Below are 17116 nucleotides of genomic sequence, written 5' to 3' on the forward strand. Positions count from 1 at the left end.
TGAAATTGTATAAAAGCAAATCATTTTACAATGACTACTTTTCGTTACAAAAACAATAAAAGTCTGAGAAAAACGTTTCCTATTTACTAAATCGATTCTTTATGAAAACAAAAGGACTTTGCTTGATCTTTATTTTTACACTCTTGATTTCGTGCTCTGATAACCATTTTAGACGCTTCGATATTTTACCCGAAGACCAGCGTTGGCAAGCATCTGATGCAAAAGTATACGAATTTGACATTGAAAACGATTCTCAATTCTACACTATTGAATTCCAATTTAGTCATGTCTATGGTTATCAGTTTAGTACTATTCCGATAAACTTCACACTTAAAAGTCCGGATGGCAAAACGGAGGTGATTGATATAGATCTTGCTATTGCAGATGATTCGGGGAAACAGCTAGGAGACTGTTCCGGAGATGTTTGTGATTTGTTTTATACCATCAAGGAAAGAACTAAACTGCAAAAAGGGAAGTACAAAGTGACCGTCTCTCATAGTTTTACAGGACCCTTTCTTCCTAATGTCATCGGTATTGGGCTGGCAGTTCAAAATGAAAAATAAATGACCCAAAAAAAACAAAGAGGTTTACTTATTCTGAAAGTATGCGGTGGATTGTTGCTGCTCGGAATGGTACTGCTTTTTGCTTTTCGAAATACCATTTTAAACAAAGTCATTCAAAGAGTTGATGCCAAATTTGAAAAAGAGTATCAATGCGATTTTGCCATTCAAAAAGCCGAATTTCACGGGTTAACCAACATCGAATTGCAGCATATTACATTAGTTCCGAAACAGGCAGACACGCTACTGCGGATTGATGGACTTAAAACCAGTGTTAGTTTTTGGAAACTTTTAAAGGGTGATATTCAATTGGGTAAATTAGAAATCAATAAAGGATTTATTCAATTGGTAAAAAAAGGAAAAAAAGGCAATTACGATGCTTTTTTACGTTCCAAAAAAGACAAAAAAGACGCAGGGGAAGTCAATTATGCGACATTCCTGAACCGAATAACTTCTCGATTAATGGATTTGGTTCCGACGGATATGCAGGTGAAAGGATTTGCCTTCAGGATCAATGACAATGGCAACAAAGTATTATTTGATTTTAACGAATTGGTATTGGCCGATAAGCAATTGAAAACCATTATTGATGTTACATCGGATGACTTTTCACAGCAATGGAGCATCAAAGGATTTGCCGATCCAAGAGACCGAAAAGCCGATTTGACTTTTGCCAATACCCAAAATGACACTATAAAGATTCCGTATCTGGATAAAAAATTCCATCTAAAGACAGGTTTTAAATCGATTCATTTCAATTTGGAAAAACTTGCTATGGAAAGTGGCACATTGCATATTGACGGTTATTCGTCTATTGATAATTTGATAGTCAACAACCCCAAAATAGCGAGCAAAGATGTGATTATCACAAAAGCGCGCTTTGATTACCGTTGGATAGTCGGTTCCCGATTCATTGCTTTAGACAGTACTTCGATGATGCAATTGAATGCCATCAAATGTCAACCCTATGTTGCTTATACCAATGAAGAAGCAAAGGTTTATGAACTTCGCCTGAAGATTCCGAAAATGAAAGCGCAGGATTTTATTTCATCCCTACCCACAGGATTATTCCATCATTTTGAAGGTATGGAAGCTCAAGGGAATTTCAGTTACGCACTAAATTTCAAATACAACGATAAGCAACCTAACAATATTGTTTTTGAAAGCAGTATGAAGCCTGATGGTTTGAAAATTACCAAATACGGAGCAGCGGATCTCAATAAAATTAACGGACAGTTTACGTATCGCGCTATTGATAAGGGCGTGGCTCAAAGGCCCATTTTAGTAGGTGCTGCCAATGCGAATTATACGTCTTTGACTGAAATGTCTCCTTATTTGACCAAATGTGTGTTGACCAGTGAAGATCCTTCTTTTATGAATCATCGCGGATTTATCAATGAGGCTTTCAAAGAATCCATATCTAAAAACATCCGCACCAAAAAGTTTGCTCGTGGTGCCAGTACAATAAGCATGCAGTTGGTCAAAAATGTATTTCTGACCCGTGAAAAAACCTTATCGAGAAAGCTGGAGGAAATCTTATTGGTTTATATTTTGGAAAACAATCGGATTAGCTCGAAACAACGCATGCTTGAAGTCTATTTTAATATTATCGAATGGGGACCTAATATTTATGGGATTGCCGAAGCCTCTGAGTTTTATTTTCAAAAAAGGCCAATCGATTTGAATATCAATCAGTGCTTGTTTTTGGCGACTATCATTCCGAATCCGAAAGGCTTTATGTGGCGATTTGACTCCCATAACAGATTAAAACCAGCACACCAACAACAGGAAAAATTCCTAACCAATCTAATGTTCAAACGCAATTTGATTACTCCAAATGATACTATTGGTAATTTTCCGCTCTTTATTTCGGGAGCAGCCAAATATTATCTAAAACAACCACCAACAGTGACAGAATCTGATATTAATACTATTGAAGAATTCGAATTCTAGATGAAGCCCACAGCAGCCATCATACAAAAGATAGAAACCTACCACGAGTTGGGCGAAACCATTGCGGCAGCGGAATATCTGATCGAGGTTTATGCTATAAAACATCCTAATTTTAAAGGCTTTGAACTGCGCGAAAAGGCCAAACCCGAGTATGTACTGATGACTACAGAAGGTACATTTGGGCAACCGCAAATCATTAGAATTCCGGAAAATACTTTTGAATTTGAATTGGTTTTGATGCTTAATCTTATTGCGCACGAAATGATCCATGTGGCTCAAAAAGTAGTTCCCAATCAATATCCGGACAGAAATGAAAGAGAATGGCAGGCGTATTATGAAATGCTGTTTCATAAGACCTATCCTCAAGTTCCGAATGTAAAAGAGCATCACATACTTTTTTTTGGAAACAAAGCTTTTGAATATTACAATCGAATGGAGAACGGCGGTGCACTGCAACAAAAATATGCCGAGCAGAAAGCCGAGGTGGAAAAATTACTGGCTACTTTGAAAAAAAAGCAATCCTAACCGATTGCGTTTTTTTATAACAATTTGATTCTAAAGTTTTTATTTTTAACTTTACGCAAATTAAATAACCTACTATGAAAAAGATAATACTTATTTTGTCATTTTTTGCCCTTACGGCAAATGCTCAAACAGTCGCTTTACAAAGTTTTGCTACCGGATTTACTACACCGGTTGAAATAGCGCATCCCGTTGGAGACTCACGCCTTTTTGTAGTACAAAAAGGAGGTTTAATCCGAATTTTAAATTCAAATGGAACTATTAATGCAACACCCTTTTTAACGATTACAGGATTAGGTAACGCAAGTGAACAAGGTTTGCTTGGCTTGGCATTTCATCCCAACTATACTACTAACGGTTATTTTTATGTGAATTATACCCGTGCCAGCGATGGCGCAACGGTAATAGCTCGTTATACGGTTTCTGCCGATCCAAATATTGCGAATGCTGCAAGCGCCAACACATTGCTGACGATTGCACAACCTGCAAGTAATCACAATGGTGGAACTATAAAGTTTGGTCCTGATGGTTTTTTGTATATCGGAATGGGAGACGGTGGTTTTGGTGGAGATCCAGACAACCGCTCGCAAAACATCAATGATAATTTAGGGAAAATGCTCAGATTAGATGTGGATTCTGCCTCTCCTTATGGTATTCCGCCAACCAATCCGTATGTGGGTGTCGCAGGAAACGATGAGATTTGGGCCATTGGCGTACGTAATCCATGGAAATTTTCTTTTAACCGATTGAATGGCGATTTATGGATCGCCGATGTAGGTCAGAATCTTGCTGAAGAAATCAATAAAATTGCAAGTCCATTACCGAATAGCGGTTTGAATTTCGGTTGGCGTTGTTTTGAAGGAAGTCTTGTTTATGATAACTCTGGCGGGAACTGTCCAAACTATCTTTCAACAGTAGCTCCAATAACACAATACGGACATGGATCCAGCAGATGTTCCATTACAGGAGGTTATTTCTATACAGGTTCAATGTATCCTAATTTTGCTAATAAATATTTTTTCGCGGACTATTGCACCGCCGAAATTGGTTATATCTCGGGAACATCAAGTACAATAACTTGGGCAATAAATCCTACCGGAAGCATTACTACTTTTGGCGAGGATGTGAATGGCGAGCTTTATGCCGCAGTTAGTGGCACAATTTACAAGATTATCGATTCGTCTTTGAGCAATTCTGATTTTGAAAAGAATGGATTTTCTATCTATCCTAATCCAGCTAAAGACAAAGTTTACATAAAGAATACTTCCGATATTGTCTTGACCAAAGTAGAATTATTTGATATTACGGGTAAATTACTTTTATCAGAAACAGCAGCCGCAAATCCGGAAGCGAGTCTTCAAGTTGCAGATTTAGCCAAAGGGATGTATGTTGTGATTATTGAAACACAATCAGGAAACCGATACAATACAAAACTTGTTATACAGTAGATAGTGAAATAACTAATAAAAAGAGTGCTAAGATTTTTTTCTTAGTGTTCTTTTTGTTTTAATTAAGGTGCTGGATTCGGTATTATTTCCTGAATAGTATTAATCTCTGAAAGTAGTTGAGGTGTTACTACAGTTTCAAATGCTGCGATGTTTTCCTGAAGTTGCGCTATTGAGGTTGCTCCGATAATTGTTGCTGTAACAAAGTCCTGTTGATTTACAAAAGCCAATGCCATTTGGGTTAAAGTCATTCCGTTTGATTCGGCTAGTTCTTTGTAAAGTTTTGTCGCCTTGTGACAGTTGTCATTGGAGTATCTGGTGAACTGCGGAAATAATCCCAAACGCGAACCCGATAAAGTACCGTTTAAGTGTTTTCCAGTTAAAAAACTAAATGCTAAAGGTGAATAGGCTAAAAGACCAACATTTTCGCGCATTCCGATCTCAGATAAACCAACTTCGTATAAGCGATTTAGTAGTGAAAAGGGATTTTGTATTGTTACTATTCGGGGTAAGTTATGTTTCTCGCTTTCGCTGATGAATTTCATTACACCATACGGATTTTCATTTGAAACTCCGATGTGTTTTATTTTACCTTCTTTTATCAATCCGTCATATACACTTAGCACTTCAAAGAAGTTTTCTTGCCAATTAGGGTCTATTTTGGAAACGCCGCGTTGTCCAAACATATTCATAACGCGTTCTGGCCAATGCATTTGATACAAATCGATATACTCCGTTTGAAGGTTTTTTAAGCTAAGGTTTACGGCTTCGTGGATGTTTTTCTTGGAGAAATTTAAGGGCTTTCGGATGTAATCCATGCCACGGTTAGGCCCGGCGATTTTAGTTGCGATAACTAAATCATCTCTTTTCCCCGATTTCTTTAACCAATTTCCAATATATCTTTCAGTGTGTCCGAGTGTTGCTTCACGGGCTGCAATCGGATACATTTCGGCCGTGTCAATGAAATTTATTCCTTTTTCAATGGCAAAGTCCAATTGGGAATGGGCATCGCTTTCAGAATTTTGTTCTCCAAAAGTCATAGTGCCAAGACAAACTTTACTGACTTTTAAATCAGTATTCGGTAAAAAAGTGTATTTCATTTCTTGGTTTCAATTAGATTTTGAATCTAATGCGAATGGAATTAATTCAATAAATTGGTCACAAAGGAAGGCCAAACGCCAATGATGATGTTGAGTAAAATCGCCAAAACTGCTACTGTGTAATACACAAAAGGAACAGCAACTTTCTCTTCAGTAGCTTCTTTAGTATACATGGCCAAAATCAATTTGAAATAATAGCCAACGCTAATAATGGAATTAATTACCCCTGCAATGACTAGCACCAAATAGCCTTCTTTTATGGTTTGTGCAAACAACATAAACTTAGCAAAGAATCCCGAAAAAATAGGGATACCAGCCATGGATAAAAGCGACGCTGTCAATACAGCAGCCATTAAAGGATTTGTTTTTCCGAGACCGTTAAAGTTAAAGATATCTTCGTTGTCTTTGTCTTTGGTTACATAGATGATTACGGCAAACGATGCAATTCCGGCCAAAGCATAAGCAGCAGTGTAATACAGTAAAGTGGAAGCGGCTGTTGTTAAACTCAACAACGCCATAAGCATAAATCCGGCATGAGAAATCCCCGAAAAGGCTAACATTCGTTTTACATTCTTTTGACGCAATGCCATGATGTTCCCTACCGTCATCGATAAGATGGAGATAATTACAATCAGTATTTCTACTTTTTCAGATAATTCGGTTAAGCCACTTAACAATTTATAGAGTGTTGCCATAGCTACTACTTTCGCCAAAGTACTCATAGTTGCTGTAGTCATCGATGGAGAACCTTCGTACACATCTGGAGCCCAAAAATGGAAAGGAGCTGCTGCAATTTTGAATAGCATACCAATAACTATTAGCGTGATTCCAATAGGAAACCAAACCGGCAAACCTGCACCTTGTGATAAATCGTAGATTTCTGCCATGTCAAAATAGCCTGTAGCACCATAAACCAGACAGATTCCGAATAGAATTATTCCAGAGGCAAAGGAGCCCATTAAAAAGTATTTCATTCCGGCTTCGTTACTTTTAAGATCGAGTCTTCGGCTAGCTGCCAAGACATATAACGAGATGGATAGCACTTCAATACCTAGGAAAAACATCGCTAAGTTTCCGAAAGAAACCATAGCAACGGCTCCAGCTAAAAGGAAAATTTTTATGGCAATAAAATCCGAAATTTTGGTCGGATGCTCTTTATAAAAATCGCCACTTAACGCTACCAAGAAAATCGTTAGTATGATAAACAAACTGGAGAAAGCCACCGAAAATTTATCGACTACAATCATATTATTGTAGAAGGAAGCAGGTGTGTTGAATTCAGAAACGGTAAGTCCAAGAATGGCTAATAGTCCCAATATAGCTACAGGAACTAATAGTTTTCTTAAATTGAAGATTTCAGCGATAAGGCAAAAAACACCTAAACCTGATATGGCAATTAATGTATTCATTGTTGAACTTTTATCTATTTATTGTTTCTAAAATTTCATTTAAACTCGGCGTTACCAGATCTACGATAGGTTTTGGATATAATCCGAAGAATAATAGAAAGGCAATTATGAAAACCAAAGTTATGGCTTCATTGACAGTTACATCAGCAAAGATTTTGGTATTGGTTTCTCCAAGCATCGTATTTTGGAACATTTTCAGCATATAATAGGCTCCTAAAATAATCGTTGTTCCTCCTAAGATGGCAAACCAAATATTGACTTGACTTAAGCTATATAATACGGTAAACTCTCCAACAAAGTTGAAGGTTCCTGGTAAAGCTACAGAGGCTAAAACCAAGATCATAAACATCGAAGTAAATTTTGGGGTTTGCGAACGAATTCCACCCATTTCAGCAATTTTGTTGGTTGCATATCTTCTGAAAATAATTTCGGCAGCAAAGAATAAACCTACTATAACAAAACCGTGCGCTATCATTTGGGAAACCGCTCCACTTAATCCGTCAAGAGTTAGTGTGTAACAACCTGCCGCAATTAGACCAACGTGAGCCAACGAAGAATAGGCCAACAATTTTTTCAAATCCTTTTGACGTAAAGCCACAATGGAACCATAAATGACTCCGGCAATGCTCAATCCAATTAAAACAGGCATATACGTTTTGGCAGCTTGTGGTGCAATTGGTAACTGCCAACGAATGACGCTATACAATCCCATTTTCAACATGATACCTGATAAAAGCATTGTTCCAACTGTTGGTGCTTTTTGGTACACTTTTGCCTGCCAAGTGTGGAAAGGAATAATAGGAATCTTAATAGCATACGCTAAAAAGAAAGCAAAGAAAATGTAGCATTGTTCCGTTGCGGATAAGTCTACTTTATATAAATCTTCCAAAAGGAAACTATCAGCTTTGGAATATAAGTAGGCGAAAGCAATTAACATAAATAGCGAACCTCCTAAAGTATAGATAAAGAATTTCAGGACTGCTTTTTTACGCTCATCGGCATCGCCATTACCCCAAATAAGTGCTATAAAGTATATCGGAATTAATGCCAACTCCCAGAAAATATAATACAATAGTCCGTCAGCTGCCAAGAATGTTCCCACCATTGCAAAGGACATAAACAGCACTAAAGCGTAGAAATTTTTACTGTTGTTGAAAGTGTTTCCGAAAGATGAAAAGATAATCAGTGGAGTCAAAGCCGTAGTCAGTAAAACCATTGCCATGGAAAGTCCATCAGCTTTGAAGGTTAGGGCTACTTTTGGCATATCTATCCAATTTGCAGTGAAGCTGATGTTTCCACCATTGCAGTAAGTAGAAAGCAAATTGAGTGCTACACCAAGTGCTCCTAAACTGAAAACAAGCGCGACTTTTGAAGCCAATTTATCTCCAGAAAAATAGGTGACAAGTGCACCAGCGAGAAGTAATAATAATATAGTAGTTACATCCATTATGTAAAAATTATTGAGCGATAAATAAATAAGATACGATGGCAACAACACCAATTACAAAGGCAAATAAGTATAAACCAATACTTCCAGTTTGTAATTTTTTACCCTGTGTTCCAATTCCATTAGCTACAGTTCCAAATCCGTAAACTACTTTCCCTAATGCCGGTTCTAAAGTAGTTCGGAAGAAATTAGACAAACTATTTAGTGGCTTCACAATCAGGAAGGTATAAAATTCGTCAACGTAATATTTGTTGTAAATTGTTTTTGGGAAACCCGTAATTGTAGCGTCTTCTTTTGGTACAAATCCTTGTTTGATATATTTGGAATAAGCCCAAAGAATCCCAAATACAGCACCAGCCAAAGCGATTCCCATCAGCATAAATTCCTGACTTCCTAAATGATGAGCTTCGTGTTTTGCAGATAAAATCGGTTCGAGGAAATGGTTTAACCACATGCTTCCCGGTAAATTGATAGCACCTCCAACTAAGGCCAAAATAGAAAGTATTACTAATGGAATAGTAATCAGGCTTGGACTTTCGTGTAAATGGTGTTTTTGTTCTTCGGTTCCGCGGAACTCTCTGAAGAATGTCAGATACATCAATCGGAACATATAGAAAGCGGTCATTATCGAGGCTATAGAAGCCACAATCCATAGTACTTTGTTGTGTTCAAAGGCTACCATCAAAATTTCATCTTTAGACCAAAAACCAGCGAAAGGGAAAATTCCCGCAATCGCCAATGTTGAAATCATCATCGTCCAAAAAGTGATAGGCATTGCTTTACGCAATCCACCCATATTACGCATATCTTGTTCTCCGTGTAAAGCGTGGATAACAGAACCTGAACCTAAGAATAGACAGGCTTTGAAGAAGGCGTGCGTTATTACGTGAAAAACAGCAACATTATAAGCTCCTAATCCTAAAGCAAGGAACATTAATCCTAATTGAGAAACGGTAGAATAAGCTAATACTTTTTTGATGTCATTCTGCAATAACCCGATAGAAGCTGCAACTAAAGCAGTGGCTACACCAACAATAGCTATTATTTCCTGTACATAAGGAGTCAAATCGAATAAGAAATTCATTCGGGTAACCATAAAAATACCAGCCGTTACCATCGTGGCAGCGTGAATTAAAGCCGAAACCGGAGTAGGTCCAGCCATGGCATCGGGTAACCAAGTGTAAAGTGGCAACTGTGCTGATTTTCCACAAGCTCCGATGAATAAGCATAATGCAGCCAAACCAGTTAAAAATACATTTTGAGGGGTATTGATGTAAATAGAAAGAAAATGTGTTTTCATCGTTGTGAAATCTAACGAGCCGCACATACTCGCCAATATAAAAATCCCGATTAAGAATCCTAAATCACCGATACGGTTCATAATGAACGCTTTCTTTGCTGCATCATTATAAGATTGATTTTTATACCAAAATCCGATAAGCAAATACGAACACAATCCAACGCCTTCCCAACCGATAAACATCACCAATAAGTTGTTTCCGATGACTAGCGTTATCATGAAGAATACAAATAGATTTAAATACGCAAAAAACTTATGCATATTTTCATCATCGTGCATGTAGCTGATGGAGTAGAGGTGAATCAAAGAACCTATTCCGGTAACGAATAATAACCAAAGTAGGGACAATTGGTCTAATAAAATTCCGAAATCTAATTTGAAGTTGTGGACCGAAATCCAGTCAAATAATGAAATTTCGAAAGGTTTTCCGTTTTGGTTCAGTTGGGCAAAAAAGCAAATGCTCAATAAGAATGAAGTAACCACCGTTAACGTTCCGATAGCGCCAGAAATTCCTTTGCTTACTTTTTTTCCGAAGAAAATATTGAAAAGAAATCCAACAAATGGAGATAAGAGTAATAGTAAAGCTAAGTTTGTTTCCATTCCAGATTATCCTTTTAAGTTCTTTAAATTAGCGATATCAATCGAGCCTACATTTCTAAATACAGAAACCAGAATGGCGAGACCTACAGCAACTTCTGCTGCCGCAACGGCCATCGAGAAGAATACAAATACTTGTCCTTCGGCATCTTGATGATAGGTAGAAAAAGCTACAAATAATAAGTTTACGGCATTCAGCATAATCTCAATCGACATGAATACAATAATGGCGTTTCTTCTATACAACACTCCAAAAACTCCGATACAGAATAGGAGTACCGAAAGGAATATGTAGTTTTCTATACCAATTTGATTTAAAATATTATTCATTATTTCTTTTCTGTTTTTTCTTTTTTAGACAATAAAACAACACCCATCATGGCTACCAATAATAATATAGAGGCAAACTCAAAAGGCACCATATATTCGTTCAGCAAAATTTTTCCAAGCGCTTTAATCGATTGAAAATCTTCACCAGTAACGTCATATTCGCCCATAATTGTTTTAGAATTGATGAATACCGTCACAAGAACCACACTCATCAAAATAAAAACTACGATAGCGCCAAGTCTAGTTATTCTAGGTTTGTGCACTTCATCTTCTTTATTTAAATTCATTAACATGATGGTAAAAAGGAACAGTACCATGATGGCACCAGCATAAACTATAAGTTGCACTAAAGCCAAAAACTGCGCATTGAACATTAAATAATGTCCCACGATAGACATCATGCAAATCACAAGATAAATAGCACTGTGAATAGGGTTTCTACTGTAAATAGTTAAAAACGCCGAAGCTAGAGTAATAGCGGATAAAAAGTAAAATATAATCGTTATCGTCGACATTAGTTAGCGTTTTTAAGTTGAGTATTTTTGAGTGCCATTTCTAAAGGCATTACCAATTTATCTTTTCCAAAAATAAAATCTTCTCTGTTGTATTGCGATGGAACCAATTCTTTGGAAAGCGTCAAATAAATAGCATCTTTTGGACAAGCTTCTTCACATAAACCGCAGAAAATACAGCGCAACATATTGATTTCATATATTGATGCATATTTTTCCTCACGATACAAATGTTCTTCGCCCGGTTTGCGTTCTTCAGCTTTCATTGTGATGGCTTCTGCAGGACAAGATAAAGCGCACAGACCACAAGCTGTACAATTTTCACGACCTTGTTCATCGCGTTTCAACATGTGTCTTCCACGATATACGGGGCTAAATTCACGCACTTGTTCCGGATAATGAATGGTTGCTTTTTTTCTAAAAAAGTGTTTGATAGTAATAGCTAGTCCTTTTACGATTGCCACTAGATATAATCTTTCCCAAAAAGTCATTTCCTTGTTGGAAACTTGCTTTTTTCTACCAGAAAGCGATATACTCTGAATTGATGTAGACATAAGTTCTTTTCTTAATTAAAAGCCAGAATGCAAATTCCTGTTATAATAATATTGATGATAGAAAGTGGAATCAAAATCTTCCATCCCAAATTCATCAATTGATCGTATCTGAAACGTGGAATGGTCCAACGAATCCACATATAGAAGAAAATGAAGAAACATATTTTTACAAATAAAACTCCGATTCCTATAAGGTTTGCTGTATTTACACCTACATTCTCCACCATCCATTGCATTCCGGGATAATTATAACCTCCAAAATATAAGATGGCTAAAATAGCTGATGAAATAAACATATTGGCATACTCGGCAAATAAATAGAACCCCATTTTCATGGATGAATATTCGGTGTGATAGCCACCAATAAGCTCTGATTCACATTCTGCCAAATCAAAAGGCGTTCTGTTCGTTTCGGCAAAAGCACAGATTAAGAAGATTAAGAATCCGACCGGTTGGTAGAAAATATTCCAATTCATTCCGGCTTGTTGTTCGGATATTTCTTTTAAGCTCAGAGTTCCGGTCATCATTACCAAAGCGATAATAGACAATCCCATAGCCACTTCATACGAAACCATCTGTGAAGCAGCTCGAACGGCTCCCATTAACGAGAATTTATTATTAGAGGCCCAACCACCAATCATAATTCCGTAAACACCTATTGATACGATTCCGAAAATGTACAATAAGGAAACATCAATATCTGTAGCCTGTAAAATAACCGTTCTTCCAAAAATTTCCAATCGGTCACCCCATGGAATTACAGCGCTGGTCATTAAGGCAGTACTCATTGCTACGGCCGGACCAACAAAGAATAAAAATTTATTTTTGGTATTGGGTTCAAATTCTTCTTTGGCGAATAATTTCATTCCGTCTGCAAGTGGCTGTAATAATCCACCCCAACCTGCACGGTTTGGTCCAACACGATCTTGTAAAAAAGCGGCGACTTTACGCTCAGCCCAAGTAGAATACATGGCCATAATCATTGTTATAGCAAAAATGGCTACAATGAAAACACTTTTTTCTATAATAAAGGCATTATCCATTATGCTTTGAATTTACTGGGTTACCATCTATTTTTTCGTTGTAATCAATCTCAGTCATACTGATTTTTTTACGGTCGATATCTCTTCCTTGTAGAATTCCTTTTTCGGTATTGATAATGACTTTGTCTAATTTTCTGGTGTAATTATTTTGATTGATAACCGAATCTTTTTCGAATCTTCTTGGTCCTTCAATAACCCAATCCGCAACGTCTTTTTTGTCAAAACGACAGGTATTACAAATAAAATCTTCTACTTCATGGTAGATGTCTTTACGTGCTGTGACACGCTGGATTTCATTACCAAACATCCAAAGTGTAGTTTTTCCACAACAACCCGGAGTAGTACATTCTCTGTGCGCATTAAACGGTTTGTTAAACCAAACTCTTGATTTGAATCGGAAAGTCTTATCGGTTAAAGCACCAACTGGACAAACATCAATCATATTTCCTGAAAATTCATTGTCAATGGCAGCCGAAACGCAAGTCGAAATTTGAGAATGATCACCACGATTTAAAACGCCGTGCACACGACCATCGGTTAATTGATCGGCCACTTCCACACAACGTTGGCAAACGATGCAACGGTTCATGTGTAATTGAATATACGGACCAATATTTTCGGGTTCGAAAGTTCGTTTCTCTTCAATAAATCGCGTTTCCGATTTTCCGTGTTCGAAGCTTAAATTCTGTAAATCACATTCGCCTGCCTGATCACAAACCGGACAATCTAAAGGGTGATTGATAAGTAAAAATTCGGTTACTGCTTTACGAGCGTCGGTAACTCTTTCCGAAGATTTACTGGCTACTTCCATTCCGTCTTGACAACCCGTTACACAAGAGGCTACCAATTTTGGCATTGGTCTTGGATCAGCTTCGCTACCTTTCGTAACGTCCACCAAACAGCAACGGCATTTTCCGCCAGTTCCTTTTAGTTTAGAATAATAACACATGGCTGGCGGAACGGATTCTCCACCAATCATACGAGCAGCTTGTAGGATGGTTGTTCCTGCTTCTACTTCTATTTCTTGACCGTCTATGGTTACTTTCATTATTTTGTCTTAATGTCGAAAGTCGAAAGTCGAAAGAATTTTTATTCGTTGACTTTATAACTTTATGACTTTTATACGATTGACTTATATTTCTTGCTTTGCAACTAAATGCTTTACTTTTTCAAAAGGCTCATTCACAAAGTGATCTCTGTTTTTAATTTTTTCGGGGAAACGAATATGGTATTCAAACTCGTCTCTGAAATGTCGAATTGCTGCTGCGACAGGCCATGAAGCCGCATCACCCAGAGGACAAATGGTATTTCCTTCAATTTTGGATTGGATACTCCATAACAATTCGATGTCTTCTTCGCGTCCTTGTCCGTTTTCGATTCTCCACAATACTTTTTCTAACCAACCTGTTCCTTCGCGGCATGGTGTACATTGACCGCAGGATTCATGGTGATAAAATCTTGAAAAATTCCAAGTATTTCTAACGATACAAGCTCTATCATCATAAACGATAAATCCGCCTGAACCTAACATAGAGCCTGTTGCGAATCCACCATCGGATAAGCTTTCGTAGGACATTAATCGGTCTTCACCAGCGGCCGTTTTGTAAATTAAATCCGCAGGTAAAATTGGCACCGAAGAACCTCCGGGAACCAATGCTTTCAAAGGTCTGTCGGTTTGCATTCCGCCACAATATTCATCAGAATTCATGAATTCGTATACAGAAACGCCTAGTTCAATTTCGAAAACACCTTGATTTTTAATATTGCCTGAAGCTGAAATTAATTTGGTTCCAGTTGAACGCCCGATTCCGATTCCAGCATAATCAGCACCTGAATTATTGATAATCCATGGCACCGCTGAAATGGTTTCTACATTATTTACAACGGTAGGATTTTGCCAAAGTCCTTTTACAGCAGGGAAAGGCGGTTTCAATCTAGGATTGCCACGATTTCCTTCCAAACTTTCGATCAGTGCCGTTTCTTCTCCACAGATGTAAGCTCCTCCACCAATTTGAACGTATAATTCCAAATCGTATCCTGAACCTAGTATGTTTTTACCCAACCAACCGGCAGCTTTTGCTTCAGCGATGGCTCTTTCTAAAATTTTGTAAACCCACATATATTCTCCACGAATGTAGATATAAGATAGGTTAGCACCCAAAGCATAACTTGAGGTTATCATTCCTTCTATTAAAAGGTGTGGAATGTATTCCATTAAGTATCGGTCTTTAAAAGTACCCGGTTCCGACTCATCAGCATTGCATACCAAGTGTCTTGGATTGCCCGATTTTTTGTCTATAAAACTCCATTTCATTCCGGCAGGAAATCCAGCGCCACCACGACCGCGTAATCCTGAAGTTTTTACTTCTTCGACTACTTCATCAGGAGTCATTTTTTTCAACGCTTTTTCTACTGAAGCATAACCGCCTTCTCGACGATATACTTCATAGGTTTTAATACCCGGAACGTTGATTTTGTCTAATAATATTTTTCTTCCCATGATATTATTTATCGTGTAAAGTGATTTTTCCGTCTTTACAATCTGCGATTAGCTGGTCTACTTTTTCTTTGGTCAAATGTTCTTGGTAGAAATCACCCAACTGCATCATTGGTGCATAACCACATGCTCCTAAACATTCTACGCCACGTATTTCAAACATCCCGTCAGCCGTTGGTTGTCCTATACCTACTCCTAATTTAGAACAAGTGTAATCCATCAAATCTTCTACGCCGTTTTGACAACAAGCGGCGGTTTGACAGAATTCGAACATATATTTTCCGATGGGACGTTGATTGAACATGGTATAAAAAGTGACTACTTCGTATACTTCAATCGGTTGGATTTCTAAAATCTCGGCTACTTTGTTTTGTAATTCGATGCTCAACCAGTCGTCGTGAGCGTCTTGTACTTCATGTAAAACAGGCAGTAAAGCCGATTTCTTTTTATCTTCAGGATAATGACTGAGCAATTCATTGATGCGAGCCATCAACGGTTCAGTAATGTTTATCTCTTGTTTGATATGTGATCTTTCCATTTTTAATTTTAGATTTTAGATTTTAGATTTCAGATTTTCTAACCTGCATTCTAAAATCTGCATTCTTAATTTATTAAGCGTCTAATTCGCCTGCAATTACATTTAAACTTGATAAAATAACGATAGCATCAGAGAGCATTGCTCCTTTTATCATTTCAGGATAAGCTTGATAATAGATGTAACAAGGTCTTCTGAATTTTAATCGGTAAGGTGTTCTACTTCCGTCTGTTACTAAATAAAAACCTAATTCGCCGTTTCCGCCTTCTACAGCATGATAGATTTCATCTACAGGAACCGGAACTTCGCCCATCACAATTTTGAAGTGATAAATTAAGCTCTCCATATTGTGGTAAACGTCTTCTTTTGGGGGCAAATAGTAATCAGGAACGTCAGCGTGAATTGGTCCTTCCGGTAATTTGGCTAAAGCTTGTCTGATGATGCTTAAACTTTCCCATACTTCAGCATTACGTACGCAGAAACGATCGTAAGTATCACCTGATTTACCCACAGGAACAATAAATTCAAAATCTTCATAAGAAGAATAGGGTTGGGCTACTCGAACGTCGTAATCAACGCCAGCAGCACGCAAATTTGGGCCTGTAAATCCGTAAGCCATAGCTTTTTCGGCTGTTATTCCACCAACGTTTACAGTTCTATCAATAAATATTCTGTTTCTTTCGAATAGGTTTTCAAATTCTTTCCAAGCTACTGGAAAATCTTGAAGGAATGTATTAAGTAATTCAAATGCTTTTGGAGACCATTCTCTCTCAAAACCACCAATTCTACCCATATTAGTTGTTAAACGAGCACCACAGATTTCTTCGTAGATTTCGTAAACTTTTTCTCGGAACTGAAATACATAAAGGAAACCAGTGTAAGCTCCAGTATCCACACCAAGTATCGAATTGCAGATTAAGTGGTCTGTTATACGCGCTAATTCCATTACAATAACCCTCAAATACTGAGCGCGCTTAGGTACTTCAACATTTAAAAGTTTTTCAACAGTCATCCACCAAGCCATGTTATTGATAGGCGATGAACAGTAATTCATACGGTCTGTCAGTACGTTAATTTGGTAAAAAGGACGGTTTTCGGCAATTTTTTCAAAAGCACGATGAATGTATCCAATAGTTGGTTCAGCTTCTAAGATTCTTTCACCATCCATCAAAAGGATATTTTGAAAGATTCCGTGTGTTGCTGGATGTGTTGGGCCTAAATTTAGAATGGAATACTCGCTGCCATCTTCATTTCGCTTTTCCTCAATTATCTTAGCATATCGATGCTCTGGTGGTAATAATAGTTCTGACAT

Annotated in this window: 16 protein-coding genes; 4 read left to right on the plus strand and 12 right to left on the minus strand. The window is 37.5% G+C overall.

All coding sequences use genetic code 11. The features are described from left to right. Positions 1–101 precede the first annotated feature (101 nt). The 4 genes from ACULEU_RS01065 to ACULEU_RS01080 all read left to right on the plus strand — a co-directional run bounded on the left by ACULEU_RS01065 (position 102) and on the right by ACULEU_RS01080 (position 4483). Positions 102–563 (plus strand): hypothetical protein, encoded by a 462-nt coding sequence (locus ACULEU_RS01065; RefSeq protein ID WP_445453610.1) that lies wholly within the window; start codon positions 102–104, stop codon positions 561–563. After that, entirely contained in the window at positions 564–2513 is a 1950-nt protein-coding gene (locus ACULEU_RS01070; RefSeq protein ID WP_445453611.1) for a transglycosylase domain-containing protein, read from the plus strand. Beyond that, positions 2514–3038: a hypothetical protein gene (locus tag ACULEU_RS01075; RefSeq protein ID WP_445453612.1), complete on the plus strand. Its 525-nt coding sequence runs from the start codon at positions 2514–2516 to the stop codon at positions 3036–3038. Positions 3039–3112: 74 nt separating this feature from the next. After that, a complete protein-coding gene (locus ACULEU_RS01080) occupies positions 3113–4483 on the plus strand; it encodes a PQQ-dependent sugar dehydrogenase (RefSeq protein WP_445453613.1) in 1371 nt (456 codons plus the stop codon). Positions 4484–4545: 62 nt separating this feature from the next. On the opposite strand, the gene ACULEU_RS01085 is transcribed toward ACULEU_RS01080, so the two are convergent. The 12 genes from ACULEU_RS01085 to ACULEU_RS01140 form a co-directional block, all read right to left on the minus strand. Further along, the gene (locus ACULEU_RS01085; protein WP_445453614.1) at positions 4546–5580 is read right to left on the minus strand and encodes an aldo/keto reductase; all 1035 of its coding nucleotides are present in this window, start codon (positions 5578–5580) and stop codon (positions 4546–4548) included. A 41-nt stretch (positions 5581–5621) separates the two neighbouring features. Continuing rightward, entirely contained in the window at positions 5622–6989 is a 1368-nt protein-coding gene (locus tag ACULEU_RS01090; protein WP_445453615.1) for an NADH-quinone oxidoreductase subunit N, read from the minus strand. Positions 6990–6999: 10 nt separating this feature from the next. Continuing rightward, positions 7000–8436, minus strand: coding sequence for a complex I subunit 4 family protein (locus ACULEU_RS01095; RefSeq protein WP_445453616.1), 1437 nt, complete (start codon positions 8434–8436; stop codon positions 7000–7002). 10 nt (positions 8437–8446) lie between these two features. Continuing rightward, on the minus strand, positions 8447–10336 hold the full coding sequence (gene nuoL / locus ACULEU_RS01100) for an NADH-quinone oxidoreductase subunit L (RefSeq protein WP_445453617.1): 1890 nt from the start codon (positions 10334–10336) through the stop codon (positions 8447–8449). 6 nt (positions 10337–10342) lie between these two features. Then, the gene (gene nuoK, locus ACULEU_RS01105) at positions 10343–10663 is read right to left on the minus strand and encodes an NADH-quinone oxidoreductase subunit NuoK (RefSeq protein ID WP_445453618.1); all 321 of its coding nucleotides are present in this window, start codon (positions 10661–10663) and stop codon (positions 10343–10345) included. After that, positions 10663–11178: an NADH-quinone oxidoreductase subunit J family protein gene (locus ACULEU_RS01110; protein ID WP_445453619.1), complete on the minus strand. Its 516-nt coding sequence runs from the start codon at positions 11176–11178 to the stop codon at positions 10663–10665. The genes nuoK and ACULEU_RS01110 overlap by 1 nt, the downstream gene beginning before the upstream one ends. Next, on the minus strand, positions 11178–11729 hold the full coding sequence (locus ACULEU_RS01115; protein ID WP_445453620.1) for a NuoI/complex I 23 kDa subunit family protein: 552 nt from the start codon (positions 11727–11729) through the stop codon (positions 11178–11180). Before ACULEU_RS01115 ends, ACULEU_RS01110 begins: the two co-directional genes overlap by 1 nt. 11 nt (positions 11730–11740) lie before the next feature. Further along, the gene (nuoH, locus tag ACULEU_RS01120) at positions 11741–12772 is read right to left on the minus strand and encodes an NADH-quinone oxidoreductase subunit NuoH (RefSeq protein ID WP_445453621.1); all 1032 of its coding nucleotides are present in this window, start codon (positions 12770–12772) and stop codon (positions 11741–11743) included. After that, on the minus strand, positions 12765–13820 hold the full coding sequence (locus ACULEU_RS01125) for a 2Fe-2S iron-sulfur cluster-binding protein (protein WP_445453622.1): 1056 nt from the start codon (positions 13818–13820) through the stop codon (positions 12765–12767). Before ACULEU_RS01125 ends, nuoH begins: the two co-directional genes overlap by 8 nt. A gap of 84 nt (positions 13821–13904) precedes the next feature. Next, positions 13905–15272, minus strand: a complete 1368-nt coding sequence (gene nuoF / locus ACULEU_RS01130; protein ID WP_445453623.1) for an NADH-quinone oxidoreductase subunit NuoF — start codon at positions 15270–15272, stop codon at positions 13905–13907. A gap of 4 nt (positions 15273–15276) precedes the next feature. Next, the gene (locus tag ACULEU_RS01135) at positions 15277–15807 is read right to left on the minus strand and encodes a complex I 24 kDa subunit family protein (RefSeq protein ID WP_445453624.1); all 531 of its coding nucleotides are present in this window, start codon (positions 15805–15807) and stop codon (positions 15277–15279) included. 73 nt (positions 15808–15880) lie between these two features. Beyond that, positions 15881–17116, minus strand: coding sequence for an NADH-quinone oxidoreductase subunit D (locus ACULEU_RS01140; protein WP_445453625.1), 1236 nt, complete (start codon positions 17114–17116; stop codon positions 15881–15883).

Source organism: Flavobacterium sp. 25HG05S-40 (assembly GCF_052654735.1).

What these genes read in the sequence shown, in the direction of transcription:
- ACULEU_RS01090 (WP_445453615.1), bottom strand. Translation starts at nt 6,989, where the DNA reads ATGAATACATTAATTGCCATATCAGGTTTAGGTGTTTTTTGCCTTATC.
- ACULEU_RS01080 (WP_445453613.1), top strand. Translation starts at nt 3,113, where the DNA reads ATGAAAAAGATAATACTTATTTTGTCATTTTTTGCCCTTACGGCAAAT.
- ACULEU_RS01075 (WP_445453612.1), top strand. Translation starts at nt 2,514, where the DNA reads ATGAAGCCCACAGCAGCCATCATACAAAAGATAGAAACCTACCACGAG.
- ACULEU_RS01140 (WP_445453625.1), bottom strand. Translation starts at nt 17,116, where the DNA reads ATGTCAGAACTATTATTACCACCAGAGCATCGATATGCTAAGATAATT.
- ACULEU_RS01115 (WP_445453620.1), bottom strand. Translation starts at nt 11,729, where the DNA reads ATGTCTACATCAATTCAGAGTATATCGCTTTCTGGTAGAAAAAAGCAA.
- nuoH (WP_445453621.1), bottom strand. Translation starts at nt 12,772, where the DNA reads ATGGATAATGCCTTTATTATAGAAAAAAGTGTTTTCATTGTAGCCATT.
- ACULEU_RS01125 (WP_445453622.1), bottom strand. Translation starts at nt 13,820, where the DNA reads ATGAAAGTAACCATAGACGGTCAAGAAATAGAAGTAGAAGCAGGAACA.
- ACULEU_RS01110 (WP_445453619.1), bottom strand. Translation starts at nt 11,178, where the DNA reads ATGTCGACGATAACGATTATATTTTACTTTTTATCCGCTATTACTCTA.
- ACULEU_RS01135 (WP_445453624.1), bottom strand. Translation starts at nt 15,807, where the DNA reads ATGGAAAGATCACATATCAAACAAGAGATAAACATTACTGAACCGTTG.
- ACULEU_RS01085 (WP_445453614.1), bottom strand. Translation starts at nt 5,580, where the DNA reads ATGAAATACACTTTTTTACCGAATACTGATTTAAAAGTCAGTAAAGTT.
- ACULEU_RS01065 (WP_445453610.1), top strand. Translation starts at nt 102, where the DNA reads ATGAAAACAAAAGGACTTTGCTTGATCTTTATTTTTACACTCTTGATT.
- nuoK (WP_445453618.1), bottom strand. Translation starts at nt 10,663, where the DNA reads ATGAATAATATTTTAAATCAAATTGGTATAGAAAACTACATATTCCTT.
- ACULEU_RS01095 (WP_445453616.1), bottom strand. Translation starts at nt 8,436, where the DNA reads ATGGATGTAACTACTATATTATTATTACTTCTCGCTGGTGCACTTGTC.
- ACULEU_RS01070 (WP_445453611.1), top strand. Translation starts at nt 564, where the DNA reads ATGACCCAAAAAAAACAAAGAGGTTTACTTATTCTGAAAGTATGCGGT.
- nuoF (WP_445453623.1), bottom strand. Translation starts at nt 15,272, where the DNA reads ATGGGAAGAAAAATATTATTAGACAAAATCAACGTTCCGGGTATTAAA.
- nuoL (WP_445453617.1), bottom strand. Translation starts at nt 10,336, where the DNA reads ATGGAAACAAACTTAGCTTTACTATTACTCTTATCTCCATTTGTTGGA.